Genomic DNA, 16486 nt, shown 5'->3' on the forward strand with positions numbered 1-16486 from the left:
TCTCGATACTCCCTTACTTGCGGTTCTTGCCATTCGGACGGCGACGAACAATCATCTTGTTCGAAGCCTTCTTCGGACGGCGGGTACGGACCTCGCCCTTGCCCCACGGAGAAACCGGCGGCTTGCCACCACGGGTACGACCACCATGCGGGTGATCGACCGGGTTCATGGACTCACCACGAGTCCACGGGCGCTTGCCCATCCAACGAGCACGACCGGCCTTGCCGAGCTGGATGTTGGCGTGGTCGGAGTTGCCGACCTCACCAACGGTGGCGCGGCAGCGGGCGTCAACGTTGCGGATTTCGCCGGACGGCATACGCAGCTGGGCGTAGGCGCCATCCTTGGCGACGAGCTGGACCGCAGCGCCGGCGGAACGAGCGATCTTCGCGCCGCCCAGCGGCTTGAGCTCGATCGCATGCACGACGGTACCGGTCGGGATGTTCTTCAGCGGCAGGTTGTTGCCGGGCTTGATGTCGGCGTTCTCACCGGTCTCGATGACATCGCCCTGGGCGACGCCCTCAGGGGCGATGATGTAGCGCTTCTCGCCATCGGCATAGTGCAGCAGGGCGATGCGGGCGGAACGGTTCGGGTCGTACTCGATGTGAGCGACCTTGGCCGGCACGCCGTCCTTGTCCCAGCGACGGAAGTCGATGAGACGGTAGGCACGCTTGTGACCGCCGCCGCGATGGCGGGAGGTCATACGGCCGTAGGAGTTACGACCGCCGGTCTTGGTGAGCTTGCGGACCAGCGACTTCTCAGGCGTGGAGCGCGTGAGCTCGGAGAAGTCCGAGACGGACGCGTTGCGGCGGCCTGCGGTCGTCGGCTTGTAAACGCGGATAGCCATAATGTAGTTCTTCCTTTAACTTTTCTCGGCTAGCCTTCAGTTGCCGAAGATGTCGATCGACTGGCCCTCGGCCACGGTCACGATGGCGCGCTTCTGGTTGACACGCTGACCGAAACCGGTGCGGGTGCGCTGACGCTTGCCGGCGCGGTTGAGGGTGTTGACGTTCGTCACCTTGACATTGAAGATCTCTTCGATGGCCTGCTTGATCTGCACCTTGTTCGCGGACGGGGCCACCACGAAGGTGTACTGGCCGCGATCGGACAGGGCGTAGCTCTTCTCGGAGACGACAGGCTTCAGGATGATGTCATGTGCTGGCTTGTGAATAGCGACCATGTAGATCAGGCCTCCTTGGCGGCCGGCTGGGTCTTCGCGGAGACGAAGGCGTCGAAGCCTTCCTTCGTGAAGACGACGTACTGAGCCGTGACCACATCGTACGTGTTGAGCTGATCGGCGAAGATCGGGTGAACGGTCGGGATGTTGCGCACCGACAGCCACTCGTTGATGTTATCGCGGGAGAAGACGACGGTGGTGAACTGATCCTTGCTCACCGGGGCGAGCGCGGCGATCGCAGCCTTGGTGGACGGCTTCTCGGAGACGCCGAAGTCCACGATGGCGACGCGACCGGCGTTGGCGCGGTCGGAAAGCACGTAGCGCAGGGCCGCGGCCTTCATCTTCTTGGGGGTGCGCTGCGAGTAGTCGCGCGGCTGCGGACCGAACACGGTGCCGCCGTGGTACCACTGGGGAGCGCGGATGGAGCCCTGACGGGCACGACCGGTGCCCTTCTGCTTCCACGGCTTCTTGCCGCCGCCGGAGACCATGCCGCGGGTCTTGGTGGCGTGCGTGCCCTGACGGGCGGCAGCCAGCTGGGCCACGACGACCTGGTGGATCAGCGGAACATGAGCCTGGACTTCCTCGGCGGTGTGGCCGAAGAGCTCGGCAGGCGCCTCGACGGTGCCGGTGGCCTGGCCCTGGCCGTCAGTGACGTTGAACGTAACGTTTGCCATGATAATCAGGCTCCCTTCACTGCGGTGCGGACGAGGACAATGCCGCCCTTGGGGCCGGGGATGGCGCCCTTGACAGCGAGAATGTGGTTCTCGACGTCAACGGACATGACCTTGAGGCTCTGGACGGTGGCGGTGACGTGGCCCATGCGGCCAGCCATGCGCTTGCCCTTGAGAATACGGCTCGGGGTGGCGCATGCGCCGACAGAACCGGGACGACGCTCGTTCTTGTGAGAGCCGTGGGTACGACGGTAGGACTTGAAGCCCCAGCGCTTGATGGTGCCGGCGAAGCCCTTGCCCTTGGTGGTGCCGGTGACGTCGACGGAAGACCCCTCGGCGAAGGCATCAGCAACGGTCAGCTCCTGGCCGGGCTGGTAGTCGGCGGCGTCCTCGGTGCGCACCTCGACGAGGTGGCGGCGCGGGGTGACACCAGCCTTGGCGAAGTGACCGGCCAGCGGCTTGGTCACCTTGGTGGGATCGATCTGGCCGTAGCCGATCTGAATGGCCTTGTAACCGTCGGTCTCCTCGGACTTGACGGCGGTCACCACGTTGGTGGACACATCAACGAGGGTGACGGGGACGAAGAAACCGTTCTCGTCCCAGACCTGAGTCATGCCGAGCTTCTTGCCCAGCAGAGCCTTGTGGCTGCCTCTCTGCGAAGTCATAGTGGTTCCCTCCTCCCTTACAGCTTGATCTCGATGTTGACATCTGCGGGCAGATCAATGTGCATCAGGGAGTCCACGGCCTTCGGGGTCGGGTCCACGATGTCGATGAGACGCTTGTGCGTACGCATCTCGAAATGCTCGCGAGAATCCTTGTACTTGTGAGGAGAACGAATAACAACAAAAACGTTCTTCTCGGTCGGCAGAGGAACCGGGCCCACCACAGTGGCACCCGCGTTCGTCACCGTCTCGACGATTTTCTTCGCCGATTGGTCGATGACCTCATGGTCATAGGACTTAAGCCTGATGCGGATTTTCTGTCCCGCCATTGCCGTCCGCCCTTTCTAGCGATTCGTTGACTATTACCATCCTGCTTGAAGGGCACCGGCGAGCATGACCCACAGGAATATCCTGCGGCCATAACCACATCAGTGCGTGAGCCTCAAGTCCCCCGCCGAAGCAGGCTCCTTGCCTCACGCTCGCTTTTTTTGATTCCAATTTCGCGAGCCCTAAACAGGCAACTTGATAATTAAAGCATTGGGGGTGGATTAGGGGAATTCGGGCGTGTCGCCCGGGTGCTGTCATCTTCCCGAGCCGCTGCCACGGCTCGGCATCGCCTAAGCGAAGCCCACCGGACTTCGCTTCATACGGCTCCGCGGGCGTGTCGCAAAGCGACCAGTTCACTGCCGTCGCCATTAGCTGTCTTCCGACAGCTAACGCTCCCCCAGTCAGCCTGCGGCTGACAGCCCCCTCCACCGAGGGGGCCGAGAAAAGGCGGGACACCCAACCCGGAGACCCGCTAGAACACTCTTGCCGCCAAGGGGCATAAGTTCCGATTTCCACAATCAGGCGAGGGACATGAGGATGCAGACGAAGGCTAGCAGGCTGGCGACGCTTTCCGTCGCTCCGGCGACGATCGGTTTCGGCCGTCGCACCCGGAACGCCAGCGGCAGCACGATGGTGCGCAGCAGCAGCGCGATCCCCAACGCCATCAGCCACATGTTCCCGGAACGCACCCACCATGCGAGCGCCGCACCATGCCAAAGCCATGATGCGACGACATACGCCCAGCGGCCATGCTCGCGGATCATCGTCTTCACGAACAGCACCGAGCCGAACTCGACGGCGGCGTACGAGACGACGATCGCGAAGCCGTACAGCGTGACCAGCGGCGTCACATACGGGTCGACGCCGTAACCGAACGTGACCATGGGCATCAGGCAGGCCGCCATCACGGCCACGGCATCGGCCCACAGCGAACGCTCCTGCCGCAGCCATGAGGCCATACCGTCCGCGACGGCGAACATCAGGAACGCGGGAGCCCAGACCAGCACCTTGGGATGCAGCCAGACGAACGGCACGCCCACCGCGGCCAACGCCACGCCATAGCCGACGACCGGCCATGCGAAACGACGCCGAAGATGCGACTTCAGCCAACGGCCGCCGGTGAATTCCACGCAATAGCACAGGGCCCAGCACGCCAACGCCCACCAGGCGACGCCGTTGGTCCGTCCGGTCAGCCGCCATGCCGCGCACACGCCCATCAGCGCAGGTGCCAATGCCATCATCCAGCCGCCCGGCTGGTCGGGAATCCAATCACGTACCGTTACCTCTCGTACTGCCATGAGCTCTACGATACGGCAGCGTCGTGCCGCGCACCAGCATCACGGCTACGTTTCCGGACGGTCATCCCGCCGCAATCGAAAACGGCTGCGTCCGTGTCGGCGTCATCGCCGGCTCACGAAACGCACATCGCATACATATATATTGGTCGCACCTTTATATATGGTCGCGCCCCGGTACAGACGGCAAGGCGGGCGGACCATGGAGGACAAGGAAAAAGTCCATGGACCGCCCGCCGCCTACTGCAGGCCGGCAGGACGCCGCATGCCGGATTGCATGGGCGCCCGACACAGCGTCGACCGCAAGGGGATCAGTGTCGACGCCGTGACCTGCCTGCATGTTTGATGAGCGCCGCGCCGGCGATCAGCGCACCCACGGCGACGGCCACTATGGAAGCCGTGGCCGAGCCGGTTTTCGACAGCTCGCGGACGCCATTCGTTCTGCCGTCTGCGGTGTGTGCTCGAGGATGGTCCACCGTGGCACCGTCGTTCGTACCGGTGTCGGCAGTGGGGGTATTGCCGTCCTTGCCGTCGCCAGGCTGCTGCTTGCCATCGCCGGAGCCGTCGCCAGGCTGCTGGTCGCCGGAACCGTCACCGGGCTGCTGGTCACCGTCACCCGGCTGACCGCCCTCGCCATCGCCCGGCTGACCGCCCTCGCCATTGCCCGGCTGCTCGGTCTCGCCACCCTCTCCGTTGGCCGAACCGTCAGGCCAGGCGGCGGGCTTGCTGGTGCCGTACAGCCAGGTCTTCGCCCAATCGTTCAGATTGACGCCGGCCTTGCCGGATGCGAACGTCACGAACTCGGCGGTGGTCACCGCCTGCCCCTGATGCTCCTGCACCCACGTGCGCTCGATCTCGCGGAACTTCTCGTCGCCGACCGTCGCACGCAGCGCCGCCAAGGCCAGCGCACCGCGGTTGTAGGCAGCCGAGGCGCCGCCGAACAGGTCGGCCTCATCCTCGTCGCCGGTCACCGGATACTGCCACCACGCATTGTCCGCAGCGGTGTCGTCATACAGTTTCTTCCACTTGCCCTGCACGTCAAGGCCGCTCGTGTTCTCGTAGTACTGGTCGGTGACATACGTGGCGAACGCCTCGTTGAGCCACAGATCCTCCCACGCAGCCGGCCGGGCGGTGTCGCCGAACCACTGGTGCACGTACTCGTGGATGAGCGTCTGCTCGCCGGAGAAGTCGGAGCCGGCCAGCACCGGACGGTCCTTGCCTTCCAGTCCGATGCCATTGGCCGAGGCCCCGGTACCGTCGGAGAGATCGTCGAACACGAATCCTGCGGACTCACCGGGGTACGCGCCGGCGATCTTCTCCAACTCGCCGATGTAATACGGCAGCTTGTTGAAATACGTGTCGGCCTTGTCGCGGTTGCGGTTCTCGTTCGCGTCATACGTGGTCTTGTTGACGAAACTCAGTCCGGGAATGACCTTGGTGCCGCCCTTGCCGTCGGATACGGTGATCTGCTGCGCGTCCGGATCGGCCGCCTTCGCGTCGGCGTCGCCGCGACTGCCGCCGAGCGTCGTCACGTTCCTGCTGATGTAGGCGAACTCCTGATAGGCCGCCGTGTCCTTCGACACCTTCCATACGGTGGTGCTGGTGCCGTCCGCCTCGTTGTTCGTCACCGACTTGCGCACGCCGGCGCTGACCGCCGTGTAGTCGCTGGGTGCCGTGAGCGAAACCTCATAGGTGGCGCCGTCGGAAGGCGTGTTGTTGTTCGGGAACCAGTAGGTCGACCCCAGCGGCTCGCCGAGGACCGCGATGCCCTGGCCGTCGGTCGTCTTGAAGAATCCCTGACTGGCCTGGCCGTCAGCGAGGAAGGCATCGAGGATGCCGGTGCTGTACGGGACGGTGACCGTGAAGTCGGTGCCCTTGGCGATGGTCGAGCCGAGACGCAGGGAGATCTTGTTGTAGTCGGTGCTGTAGTCGTGCACGCCGGAGACGGACGTCACATTCACCGTGGTGCCGCCCGCGGTCACGGTGATGCCGGACTTGTCGAGCTTCTGCTCGCGGAAATCCAGCGGAATGGCCTTGAGGTCCGTGGTCGCGGTGGCGGTGATGGTCGTCGTTCCGGTCACGTTCGACTTCTGGTCGGCGGCCGCGGGATCATAGTCAACGGCGATGTCGTAATGTTTGGCGTCATAGACGTCGGTGCCCTGGTATTGGAGGAGCTTGTCGCCGGGAACGTTGTCGAGCGTGTCGTTCGTGTCGCCGCAGCCGCTGTCGTCACGGCTGACATAGGCCTGCGGCGGATTCGCGCTGCCGGAGCTCTGCACGCTCGTGCCACTGAAGAACTCGCCGATCTGGGCGCGGCCGAGCGCACGCTGCGCTTCGGTGAAATTGCCGCTGGCAAGCTCATAGTCGAGCAGGTCGCCTTCCTTCGCCTGCTCTCCGATGCCGTACTCCTTGTCGTAGACGTAGGGGTTCCAAGGCAGCTCGTAGTTCTTCAGCACGTGGATCCAGTTCTTGATGACCTCGCCAGGCTCGCCGGCCTTGTCGGTCTTCACCTGGGCGAGGAACGGGGACCGCACGCGCTTGGGGCCGGCGACCGGCTGCTTGGAGGGATCGCCGTCCGGGAAGGCGGTCGTCGTGCCGTTCGCCGTGCCGGATTCGAGGTTCTTGCCCAGCAGGGTCAGGATCTCGTTGCCGATCCAGCCGGCGGAAGGCTTCTGCCCGGCAGTGTCGGACGAGAAGTAGGAGTCCGTCAGGCCGAGCACACGGCCATCGGTGCGGAAGTCGAACACGTACACCGGGCCGGAGTCGAAGCGCGTGGCGTTTTCGGAGACGTAGCCGATGGCGTGCTTCGAGTCGATGCACCACGAGCCGGAGACCAGCACATTATGCGTGCCGGGAGTCTTGAGGATGTCGATCAGCTCGGCGGCGGTCACCGACTGCAGTTTGAACTTGCCGGGGTTCTTACGGTAATAGTCCGCCCCGTAGGCGGCATCGACCTTGGGCGCGGCCGCCGCGAAAGCGTCGGCGAAGAAGTCGTACTGCCCGTATCGGGTCTCCTTGCCGCCCGACACACCGGCGTCGTCGAACACCTTGGCCACGCGGTCGCCGTATGCGGCGGCGTCCTTGGAGACGGCATCCGCGTCCTTAGCCTTGAGCAGGTCCTGCGCGGCGATGGTCTTGGCCGAGTCCTCGCCGCCGTCGCGGTCGAACACCAACAGCAGCGTGTCGTCGCTGGCATAGCCGTCGTCCGCGTATTTCAGCTGCGCGGTCTTGTTGGTCGCGTCGAAGTCCTTGAGACCCGCCTTGGCGTCCTTCTTGCCGCCGTTGCCCCACAGCGCCCAAGTGCCGAGGGTCTTCTGCGTATCGGCGTTCTTGAGGTCCCAAACGATGTCGGCGCCGTCCTTGCCTTCGTCGCCGCCCAGATGCGGGGCGAAGAAGTAGATCTTCTCGATGCCCTTGGCCTTGGCGACCTTGTTGATCTCAGGCAGTGCGGCCTTGGTCGAGGCGTTGCGCGGCGAGCCGAGCACGATGACCGACTTGCCGTCCTTGCGCAGCACGCTTTTGACCAGCCGCTCGTAGGTGACGACGTCGAACACGCTGCCAGAGCCGACGCCGGGGAACTTGTCGGCGATGTAGTCGGCCGAGTCCCCCGCGACCCGTTTCGTCGTCTTGGCCTGCGTGGTCTTCGCGGTCTGCGTGGTCCGTGTTCCCGCCGCCTGCGCGACGGAGACCGGCGACCCGACGATCGCCGCCGACGACAGTCCCAGCGTCGCGGCCAGCGCGATCGCCGTGATCGCCTTGATTGATCGGATTGATCGGGGGCTAGGCGCGGCATGGACCGCGCGCGTTGATGATTCCGGAATGTTCCTCATGTGGGCTCCCTTCCACGACCGCCCATGCGTTGATTCGCATGGACCGTCGCCACGGGCGCCCGGCCAACAGTACTGTCTGATGGTGGTACACTGCTGGACGGGTGTCCTTGTTTGTGCTCGGATACTCCGGGCGACCCGTGTAATTTGACCGTTTACGGGTCGCCCGTCACTATTGTTCTCTGTTTGACCTGAAATCGGGTGATGTGACCGTCCATCGTCGGATGTTGACGCTGACCCTTCTCTTCCCCCTGTTTCAAGCTGCTTCACAGCCTACTACGGTTTCGCCGGCCAACAGACCGTCGCGATATCGCAAAATCCGATAACGGTTTGAAGAACAGCGCCGATACAGTGAGCCGACACTGTGACATACGCCATATATCTCGCCGCATCACCCCGTGAGAGCGGCATTGCATGGGCGTTCCCGCGGCGATATCGTGGTCGCGTGACACAATCACGCGGTTCCCAGATCAAACCCATCACCGCACACAACGCGAACCAGCTGTATCAGCATGGCACACTGGCGCTGCTGGTGCCGGGACTGTTGGAAGGCACGACCACGCTCGGCGAGCTGCTGCGTCATGGCGACACGGGCATCGGCACCGGCGAAGGACTGGACGGCGAGCTCATCATCCTCGACGGCATCGCCTACAAGGTCGGCTCCAGCGGAGCGGCCGAACGGGTGGGTGACGATTTCACCATGCCGTTCGCGAACGTGCATCATGCGGCGTTCCAATACCAGTGCGAGCGCGCCGACATCGGCCTTGAGGACCTCAACAAACGCATCGTCGAGGCGAACGGCAGGGCGAACACGTTCTTTTCGGTGATCGTGCGCGGCACGTTCAGCTTCATCAAGACGCGCGCGGTCATCAAACAGCAGGCGCCGTACCCGAAGCTGGTGGAGGTGGCGGACCGGCAGGCGATGTTCCTGCGGCACGACGTCAAGGGCACGATGCTGGGGTATTTCTCGCCGGTGATGTTCCATGGGGCCGCCGTCGCCGGGTTCCACGAACATTTCCTCTCCGACGACCGCACGTTCGGCGGTCACGTGCTTGACGCGGTGCTCGACCATGGACGGATCTACAGCCAGGTGTTCGACACGCTGGTCCAGCATCTGCCGGTGGACGACCCGGACTACCGCAATCACGATTTCAGTCACGATTCGATCGCCGACGACATCACGCGCGCCGAGGGATGAGCGCGGATGTCTGCCGCTGCTGCCTGTTCGAGTACGGTCGGTCGATCATTCCTGACCGAACGTACCCGAACGGGCCATTTCGAGTACGGTCGGTCATGAAATCCCGACGAAACGTACCCGTACGTCCGCTACGGGTACGTTTCGTTAGGATAATTCGACCGACCGTACTCGTAGAGCGGCTAGGAGTACGGTCCGTCGATATTTCCTGACGGAACGTACCCGGATGGGGATCGAGGGAAAGACCGGACCGCGGTGTGACGCTCCCCCAGTCAGCCTGCGGCTGACAGCCCCCTCCACCGAGGGGGCCGAGGGCCTACGACAGCCGGGATGTTCAGTTCCACCGCTGAGGGACCGAGAGTGCATGGTTCACGGCGGCGCATATGCGGGTGGGGGTTCCGCACGGTGTGTGCGGAACCCCCACTGGGTGAGTCATCTGCCACCGGCATCAAGCCGGCACGTCAGTCGTCACAGACGCTCGGAAGCCTCCTCGGTGGCCGCCTCGCCCTCACGCTCGACGCGGATCCTGTGGCCCTCTTCCTGGGAGACGCCATAGTATGCGCCGACCGCGATGTCCTTCATGTCGTTGATGAGCGGGATGCGCGGGTTGGCCGGGGTGCACTGGTCCTCGTAGGCGCGCATGCCGTACTGGTCGAGGATGCTCCAGAAGAGATCTTCGTCCACGCCGGCGTCCTGGAAGGACTTGTTCATGCCGAGCTTGTTGTCGCGGTAGTCCTCGACGGCCTTCGCGAGGTTCTCGACGCCTTCGGCCGGGGTCTTGCCCGGGTCCACGCCAAGGTTCTTCGCGAGCTCCTGGTAACGCTCCGGCGCGATGTACTTGTTGTACTTCGGCCAGCTCGTGGGCTCTTCGGGGATGGAGCCGTTGTAGCGGATCACGTACGGCAGCAGGATGGAGTTCGTGCGGCCGTGGGCGATGTGCAGCAGCGCGCCCAGCGTGTGGGCCATGCCGTGGCACATGCCGAGGAACGCGGAGCCGAACGCCATGCCGGCCATGGTGGCGGCGTTGTGCATCTTCTCCTGCGCGTCGGTCTTGGCCAGGCCCGGCTCGCCGTTGACGGACTCGGCGAGGTTGTCCCAGATCAGCTTGGCAGCGTGCAGCGCCATCGCGTCGGTGAAGTCGTTCGCGTAGACGGACACGAACGCCTCGAAGCTGTGGGTCAGGGCGTCGAAGCCGGCGTCGGAGGCCAGCTTGCGCGGCTGCGTGCGGGCGAGCACCGGGTCGACGATGGCCACGGACGGGGTGAGCGCATAGTCGGTGATCGGGTACTTGTAGCCGGTCTTGTGGTCGGTGATGACGGCGAACGGCGTCACCTCGGAACCAGTGCCGGAGGAGGTCGGCACGCACACCAGCTTGGCCTTCTTGCCCAGCGGCGGAATCTTGAACGCGCGCTTGCGGATGTCGAAGAACTTCTCGCGCACGTCGCCGAAGTGGATTTCCGGGTGCTCGTAGAGCAGCCACATGATCTTGGCGGCGTCCATCGGGGAGCCGCCGCCGACCGCGATGATCGTGTCGGGCTCGAACTCCTCGCGCATCATCTCGGCGCCGCGCTCGACGGTCTCGACGCTCGGCTCCGGCTCGACGTAATCGATGATGCGGAAGGTGACGCGGTTGGAGCGGGCGCGCAGCTGGTCGATGACCTTGTCGACGATGCCGAGCTGCTCCATGACCTTATCGCACACGATCACGGCCTTCTCGATGCCGTACATGTCGCGCAGGTAGCGGATCGCGTTCGGCTCGAAGTACGTCTTGGCCGGGATCTTGAACCACTGCATGTTGTTGTTCCTCCGAGCGATGCGCTTGATGTTGATGAGGTTCACTGCCTGGACGTTGCCGGAGACGGAGTTGCCGCCGTAGGAGCCGCAGCCGAGAGTCAGCGACGGGGCGATGGAGTTGTAGATGTCGCCGATGCCACCCAGCGAGCTCGGCTGGTTCCAGATGATGCGGCAGGCATGCATCCGCAGGCCGTACTCGCGCACGAGCGCCTGGTTGTTGGTGTGGATGGCGGCGGTGTGGCCTGCGCCGAGCTTGAGCATGGCCTCGCACATCTCGAACGCCTGCTCCTTGGAGGTGGACTTGAGCACGGCCTGCACCGGGGCGAGCTTCTCGTGGGTGAGCGGCTCGTCGTCGGAGACCTCGGAGCACTCGGCGGCGAGGATCGTGGCGTCCTCGGGGATGTCGAAGCCGGCGGCGTGCGCGATGAACTGCGGCGACTTGCCGGGCACCACGGAGTTGAGCTTCGGGGTCTGGCCGGATCCGGCGGTGCAGCCGAACATGTACTGCTCGAGCTTGGCCTTCTCCTCCTTGTTGACGAAGTAGGCCTTGCGGCGCTTGAGCTCGGCGACCAGACGGTCGTAGACGGCGGCGTCGGCGATGATGGCCTGCTCGGTGGCGCAGATCATGCCGTAGTCGAAGTGCTTGGAGAGGATGAGGTCGTTCGCCGCGCGCACGACGTCCACGTCGGCGTCGACATAGGCGGGGGCGTTGCCGGCGCCCACGCCGAGGGCTGGCTTGCCGGACGAGTACGCGGCCTTGACCATGCCCGGGCCGCCGGTCGCCAGGATGGTGGCGATGCCCGGGTGCTTCATGAGCGCGCCGGTCGCCTCGATGGACGGATGCTCGATCCACTGGATGCAGTTCTCGGGGGCGCCTGCCGCGATGGCGGCGTCGCGCACGATGCGCGCGGCCTCGACGGAGCACTTCTGGGCGCCCGGGTGGAAGCCGAAGATGATCGGGCAGCGGGTCTTGAGCGCGATGAGCGACTTGAAGATCGCGGTGGAGGTCGGGTTGGTGACCGGGGTGACGCCCGCGACCACGCCGACGGGCTCGGCGACCTCGTCGATGCCCATCACGTCGTCTTCGCGGATCAGGCCGACGGTCTTCTGCCCGGCCATGTAGTGGGTCACGTGCTCGCAGGCGAAGATGTTCTTCGTGGCCTTGTCCTCGACGAGGCCACGTCCGGTCTCCTCGACGGCCATCTTCGCGAGCACCAGGTGCTTGTTGAGCGCGGCGACCGACGCCTTGGCGACGATGTGGTCGACCTGCTTCTGGTCGAGCTTCTCGAACTCGTCCAGCGCCTTCAGCCCCTTGGCGACCAGCGCGTCGACTTCGGCCTGAGCGGCCGCGAGCTTCTCCTCGGGGGTCGGCTTGACCGGCTTGTCGTTGTTCTGTTCCTCCGCCATGAATCCTCCTTGACTTGTGGTTGACCGTTGCGTCGGTTTCGTTATCCATATGCCGGCGCACCTTGCGCCGGACGTCTGCGACCGCATGGCCATACGGCCTCGATGTGGTCTACGTCACAGGCTATCGGAAGTACGAGCGCTTCGCACATGAACAAAAACCACGGCGTTTCGTGATTGGTTTCGTGCTGTTTTTGTTATTTTTTGTGTGTTTTATCGCGAAAACAGGCCCTTTTGAGCGGTATTTGTGCTGTTTTGTCATGTTTTTCGCACCATCGCACAGTATTGCGCACACGCACCAAGCATTACTTTTATAAAGTCATTTTATCTAAGTTGTCCAATGAGCCAAACTTATATAAAATCCTTTACCAAAAGTGCTGCAGCATATCACCGCAACACTGCCGCGCACCCCGCTCGGAAAGGACCGTCACCGTGGACGACATCATCCCCGCCACCGCCGGCAGCAACGTACCCGACAGCAACGTACCCGGCAACGTCGCACCCGGCAACGTCGCGCCTAACGGCAACGCCGTGCTCCGGTATCTGCTCGAGCATCGGCAGGCCACCAAGGCACAGCTGGCGCAGGACCTGCACCTGAGCGCGCCGACCATCACATCCACCCTCAACGGCCTCGAACGCGACGGCATCGTGCAGCCCGGCCCACAGCTGAAATCCACCGGCGGCCGCAAGGCACGCACCCACCGGTTCAATCCACGGCACCGCACCGCCGTCTCGGCGACGATACGCCGGCACACGCTGGAGCTCAACGCCCTCGACCTCGACGGCACCGTCGTCGCGACCGTCAGCCGCGCGCTGCCGTACCGTGACGTCCCCGCCTACTGGCAGCGGGCGTACCATGCCATCGATGACTTCACCGAGACGGTCGGCAGACGGCACGGCAAGGTCCTCGGCGTCATGATGACGCACGACGGGACGATGTCAGCCGCCGAAACGGCGCATGCAGACCGCACCGGCGGCACCGGCGGCGACGCAACCAGCGGTCTCACTGCCGGCACAGACCGTCCGGCCAGCGCCGGCAGCGCACCCACCGCAACCGGCAGCGCGACAGCCCTAGCGTCCACCGGCACATCCTTTGCGGCCGGCAACACACCGAGCATCGGCACCAGCGCAACCAGCCCCACCAACCCAACCACCGCAACCGGCACCGCGCCGGCCGACCCCAGCGACATTCTCCGCACGCACTGGCCGATCCTGCACACCCGTCCGTGCGACGCGGCGGCAACCGCCGAACTCTGGCACGACCGGAACCTCGCCAACGCGATCTTCCTGTATCTCGACCGCACACCGAGCTGCGCCATCGCGCTCGACCGGCACACGCTCGGCGGCGACGCCGCTGCCACGGGACTCGCCACGCCGCCGTACGACGCCATCGCCCACATGACGCTCGTGCCGCAGGGACGCCCATGCCGGTGCGGGCGTCTCGGCTGCATGGCGGCATACTGCTCCCCCGAAAGCCTGACCGAGGATTACGAAAGCATCCCCGGCTTCTTCAGCGTGCTCGAGCAGGGCGAGACGCATCACCGCGCGCGCATGGACGAATGGCTTGGATGGGTGGCGCTGTGCATCGCGAACCTGCGGCGCATCATCCCCGCGGACGTCATCATCGCCGGCGAGGCCGCGCAATACCTTGACGACGACGACATGGCCGACCTTCACGCCCGCATCCGGCTGCTGCAGCCGGCCGCACTGCAGGACTTCACGCTGCGCACAGGGCGGTGCGGCGCCAGGGAATGCGGCACGGACCCGGTGGCCGAGGGCGCCGCGCTGCGCCTCGTGCAACGGTATCTGGAGACGATCGCCGGGGGCGGGGCCGGCATCTGAGCCACGACAAAAACGACAACGCTACAATGGGTGTATGAAACACGCGATACCACAACGGTATGCGATACCCCATCGCTACTCGACACGTCCAGGACTCTACTTCACCGAAGATGGCGGCGCCGACGCCGTGGTCCGTTCCGAAACCGCCGATCAGGTCTGGCTGTGCGTCTACGAGGCCGTCGACCAGCCGACCGCGTTCTTCAACGACGCGATCCGCATCTTCGACGACTCCACCACCCCGTTCATCCAGGAAATCCACGAACACGCCGTCTGCACGCGCATCATCGAATCGATGTACGTGCGCGAGACGATCTTCCGCATGGAGGGGCCGAACTACGGCCTGTGGTACGTGCACCTGCCCAAGGCGTGGGACGGCATGCGCTACGCCTACCGCGTGGACGGCGCGTGGGACCCTGCCAAGGGGCTGCGGTTCAACCCGTACAAGCTGCTGCTCGACCCGTACGGCAAGGGCATCGACGGGGCGATGCAGCTGTGCCCGGCCGCGTTCTCGTACGAGTGCGAGATCGGCGACGACGGACGGGTGCACGGCTCGGCGTTCGGCGCGATGAGCACCGTGGACGCGCTCGGCAACATGCCGGTTTCCGTGGCGATCGACGACCGCGACGAGACGAAGCACGACGCTGACCCGGTCCACCCGCACGTGCCGTGGAGCAAGACCGTGCTCTACGAGCTGCACGTCAAGGGGTTCACGGCGAACGCGCCATGGCTGCCGAAGGAACTGCGCGGCACGTACGCGGGGCTCGCGCATCCGACCACGCTCGCCTACCTGCAGGGGCTCGGCGTCACGTCGATCGAACTGCTGCCGATCCAAGCCAAGCAGGACGAGCTGTTCCTGCAGGAGCGCGGACGGCACAACTACTGGGGGTATTCGACGCTCGGCTACTTCGCGCCCGAGCCGTCGTACGCCACCGCGGCCGCCCAGCAGGCGGGCGCAAGGGCGGTGCGCGACGAGGTGATCGACATGGTCCGCGCCCTGCACGAGGCCGGGTTCGAGGTCATCATGGACGTGGTGTACAACCACACGTGCGAAGGCGGCGTGGAGGGGCCGACCGTCTGCTGGCGCGGGCTCGACGCGATCTCGTACTACCGGCGGCAGCGGGGCAACATCGGCCGGCTGGAGGACACGACCGGCTGCGGCAACACGTTCGACTTCACGAACACGCATGTGGTGACGTTCGCCGTGGACTCGCTGCGCTATTGGGCGAAACGCATCGGCATCGACGGGTTCCGCTTCGACCTGGGCGTCTCCCTGGCCCGTCTCGACGGCGAGTTCACCAAGCATCATCCGTTCCTGTACGCGCTGCGTTCCGACCTGCTGCTCGGCAACCTCAAGCTCATCATGGAGCCGTGGGACCTGGGACCGCAGGGATGGCGCACCGGCGGTTTCGGCATGCCATTCAGCGAGTGGAACGACCGGTTCCGGGATGCGACCCGACGGTTCTGGCTGACCGACACGCAGCCCGGCGTTCCCGCAGGCAGCGGCGTCGGCATGCAGGAGATGGCCACCCGACTGTGCGGTTCGGCGGACCTGTTCGCCACCGAACCGGGCCGCGGATGTGTGTCGTCGATCAATTACGTGGCCTGCCACGACGGGTTCACCATCACCGATCTGACACGGTACGCGGTCAAGCACAACGAGGCGAACGGCGAGAACAACAACGACGGCTCGAACGTGAACCATTCGGTCAACTTCGGCGTGGAAGGGCCGAGCAGCGACCCCGCGGTCATCCGCCGCCGCGAGCAGGCCGTGATGAACATGCTGGGCACGCTCATGCTCTCGCTCGGCACGCCGATGATGCTGGCCGGCGACGAGTTCGGCAACACGCAGCACGGCAACAACAACGCCTACGCGCAGGACAACGACATCACCTGGCTGGACTGGGACTGGCTGTACCAAACCCGCAAGACCCTGCAGATGCACCGGCTGGAGACCGTCTCGCGGCTCATCGCCATGCGCAAGTCGCTGGACCTGTACCATCACGAGGAGTTCTTCACCAGGCTGACCCAGCTGGGGCTGTTCAAGCCGTCGAGCCGGGTGCAATGGTATCTGCCGGACGGCACCACGCCGATGGACAGCGACTGGTTCAACCCGGCCGTGCGCAGTTTCGCGATGCGGCTGGTGTCGCAGGGCGAGTCGCGTGACGAGACGGACGTGCTCATCGTGATCAACGGCGTGGATGAGGACAGGCCGTTCCGTCTGCCGCGCGACTGCGATTGGAAGTGCACATGGAGCTCGGCGATGGCGATCGGCAGGTGGCCTGCGGTCGGCGGCGT

The 16486-nt window shown here is 64.7% G+C and carries 10 protein-coding genes and 1 pseudogene; 3 read left to right on the forward strand and 8 right to left on the reverse strand.

Features of this window, described 5'->3' with window-relative positions; translation table 11 throughout:
• Positions 1–13: 13 nt before the first annotated feature.
• From rplB to F7D09_RS03170, 7 genes are all read right to left on the reverse strand, one after another.
• Entirely contained in the window at positions 14–844 is an 831-nt protein-coding gene (gene rplB / locus F7D09_RS03140) for a 50S ribosomal protein L2 (protein WP_152233975.1), read from the reverse strand.
• Between the two features lie 36 nt (positions 845–880).
• Positions 881–1177 (reverse strand): 50S ribosomal protein L23, encoded by a 297-nt coding sequence (rplW, locus tag F7D09_RS03145; protein WP_152233976.1) that lies wholly within the window; start codon positions 1175–1177, stop codon positions 881–883.
• 5 nt (positions 1178–1182) lie between these two features.
• Complete coding sequence (gene rplD / locus F7D09_RS03150) at positions 1183–1848, reverse strand: 50S ribosomal protein L4 (protein WP_152233977.1); 666 nt, start codon at positions 1846–1848, stop codon at positions 1183–1185.
• A gap of 5 nt (positions 1849–1853) precedes the next feature.
• Positions 1854–2510, reverse strand: coding sequence for a 50S ribosomal protein L3 (gene rplC / locus F7D09_RS03155; protein WP_152233978.1), 657 nt, complete (start codon positions 2508–2510; stop codon positions 1854–1856).
• A gap of 17 nt (positions 2511–2527) precedes the next feature.
• The gene (gene rpsJ / locus F7D09_RS03160; RefSeq protein WP_003808013.1) at positions 2528–2836 is read right to left on the reverse strand and encodes a 30S ribosomal protein S10; all 309 of its coding nucleotides are present in this window, start codon (positions 2834–2836) and stop codon (positions 2528–2530) included.
• Between the two features lie 516 nt (positions 2837–3352).
• Positions 3353–4132: a YwiC-like family protein gene (locus tag F7D09_RS03165; RefSeq protein ID WP_152233979.1), complete on the reverse strand. Its 780-nt coding sequence runs from the start codon at positions 4130–4132 to the stop codon at positions 3353–3355.
• Positions 4133–4440: 308 nt separating this feature from the next.
• On the reverse strand, positions 4441–7959 hold the full coding sequence (locus tag F7D09_RS03170) for a M1 family aminopeptidase (protein ID WP_152233980.1): 3519 nt from the start codon (positions 7957–7959) through the stop codon (positions 4441–4443).
• Positions 7960–8401: 442 nt separating this feature from the next.
• On the opposite strand from F7D09_RS03170, the gene budA reads away from it, so the two are divergent.
• The gene (gene budA, locus F7D09_RS03175; protein ID WP_152233981.1) at positions 8402–9154 is read left to right on the forward strand and encodes an acetolactate decarboxylase; all 753 of its coding nucleotides are present in this window, start codon (positions 8402–8404) and stop codon (positions 9152–9154) included.
• A gap of 465 nt (positions 9155–9619) precedes the next feature.
• On the opposite strand, the gene adhE is transcribed toward budA, so the two are convergent.
• Positions 9620–12352, reverse strand: a complete 2733-nt coding sequence (gene adhE / locus F7D09_RS03180) for a bifunctional acetaldehyde-CoA/alcohol dehydrogenase (protein WP_152233982.1) — start codon at positions 12350–12352, stop codon at positions 9620–9622.
• A 429-nt stretch (positions 12353–12781) separates the two neighbouring features.
• Between adhE and F7D09_RS11355 the strand changes: the two genes are divergently transcribed.
• Complete coding sequence (locus F7D09_RS11355; RefSeq protein ID WP_226835904.1) at positions 12782–14191, forward strand: ROK family protein; 1410 nt, start codon at positions 12782–12784, stop codon at positions 14189–14191.
• Between the two features lie 34 nt (positions 14192–14225).
• A pseudogene (gene glgX, locus F7D09_RS03190) lies at positions 14226–16466 on the forward strand (glycogen debranching protein GlgX); the annotation flags it as partial.
• Between the last annotated feature and the right edge of the window lie 20 nt (positions 16467–16486).

Source organism: Bifidobacterium leontopitheci, from assembly GCF_009193355.1.
GTDB lineage: Bacteria > Actinomycetota > Actinomycetes > Actinomycetales > Bifidobacteriaceae > Bifidobacterium > Bifidobacterium leontopitheci.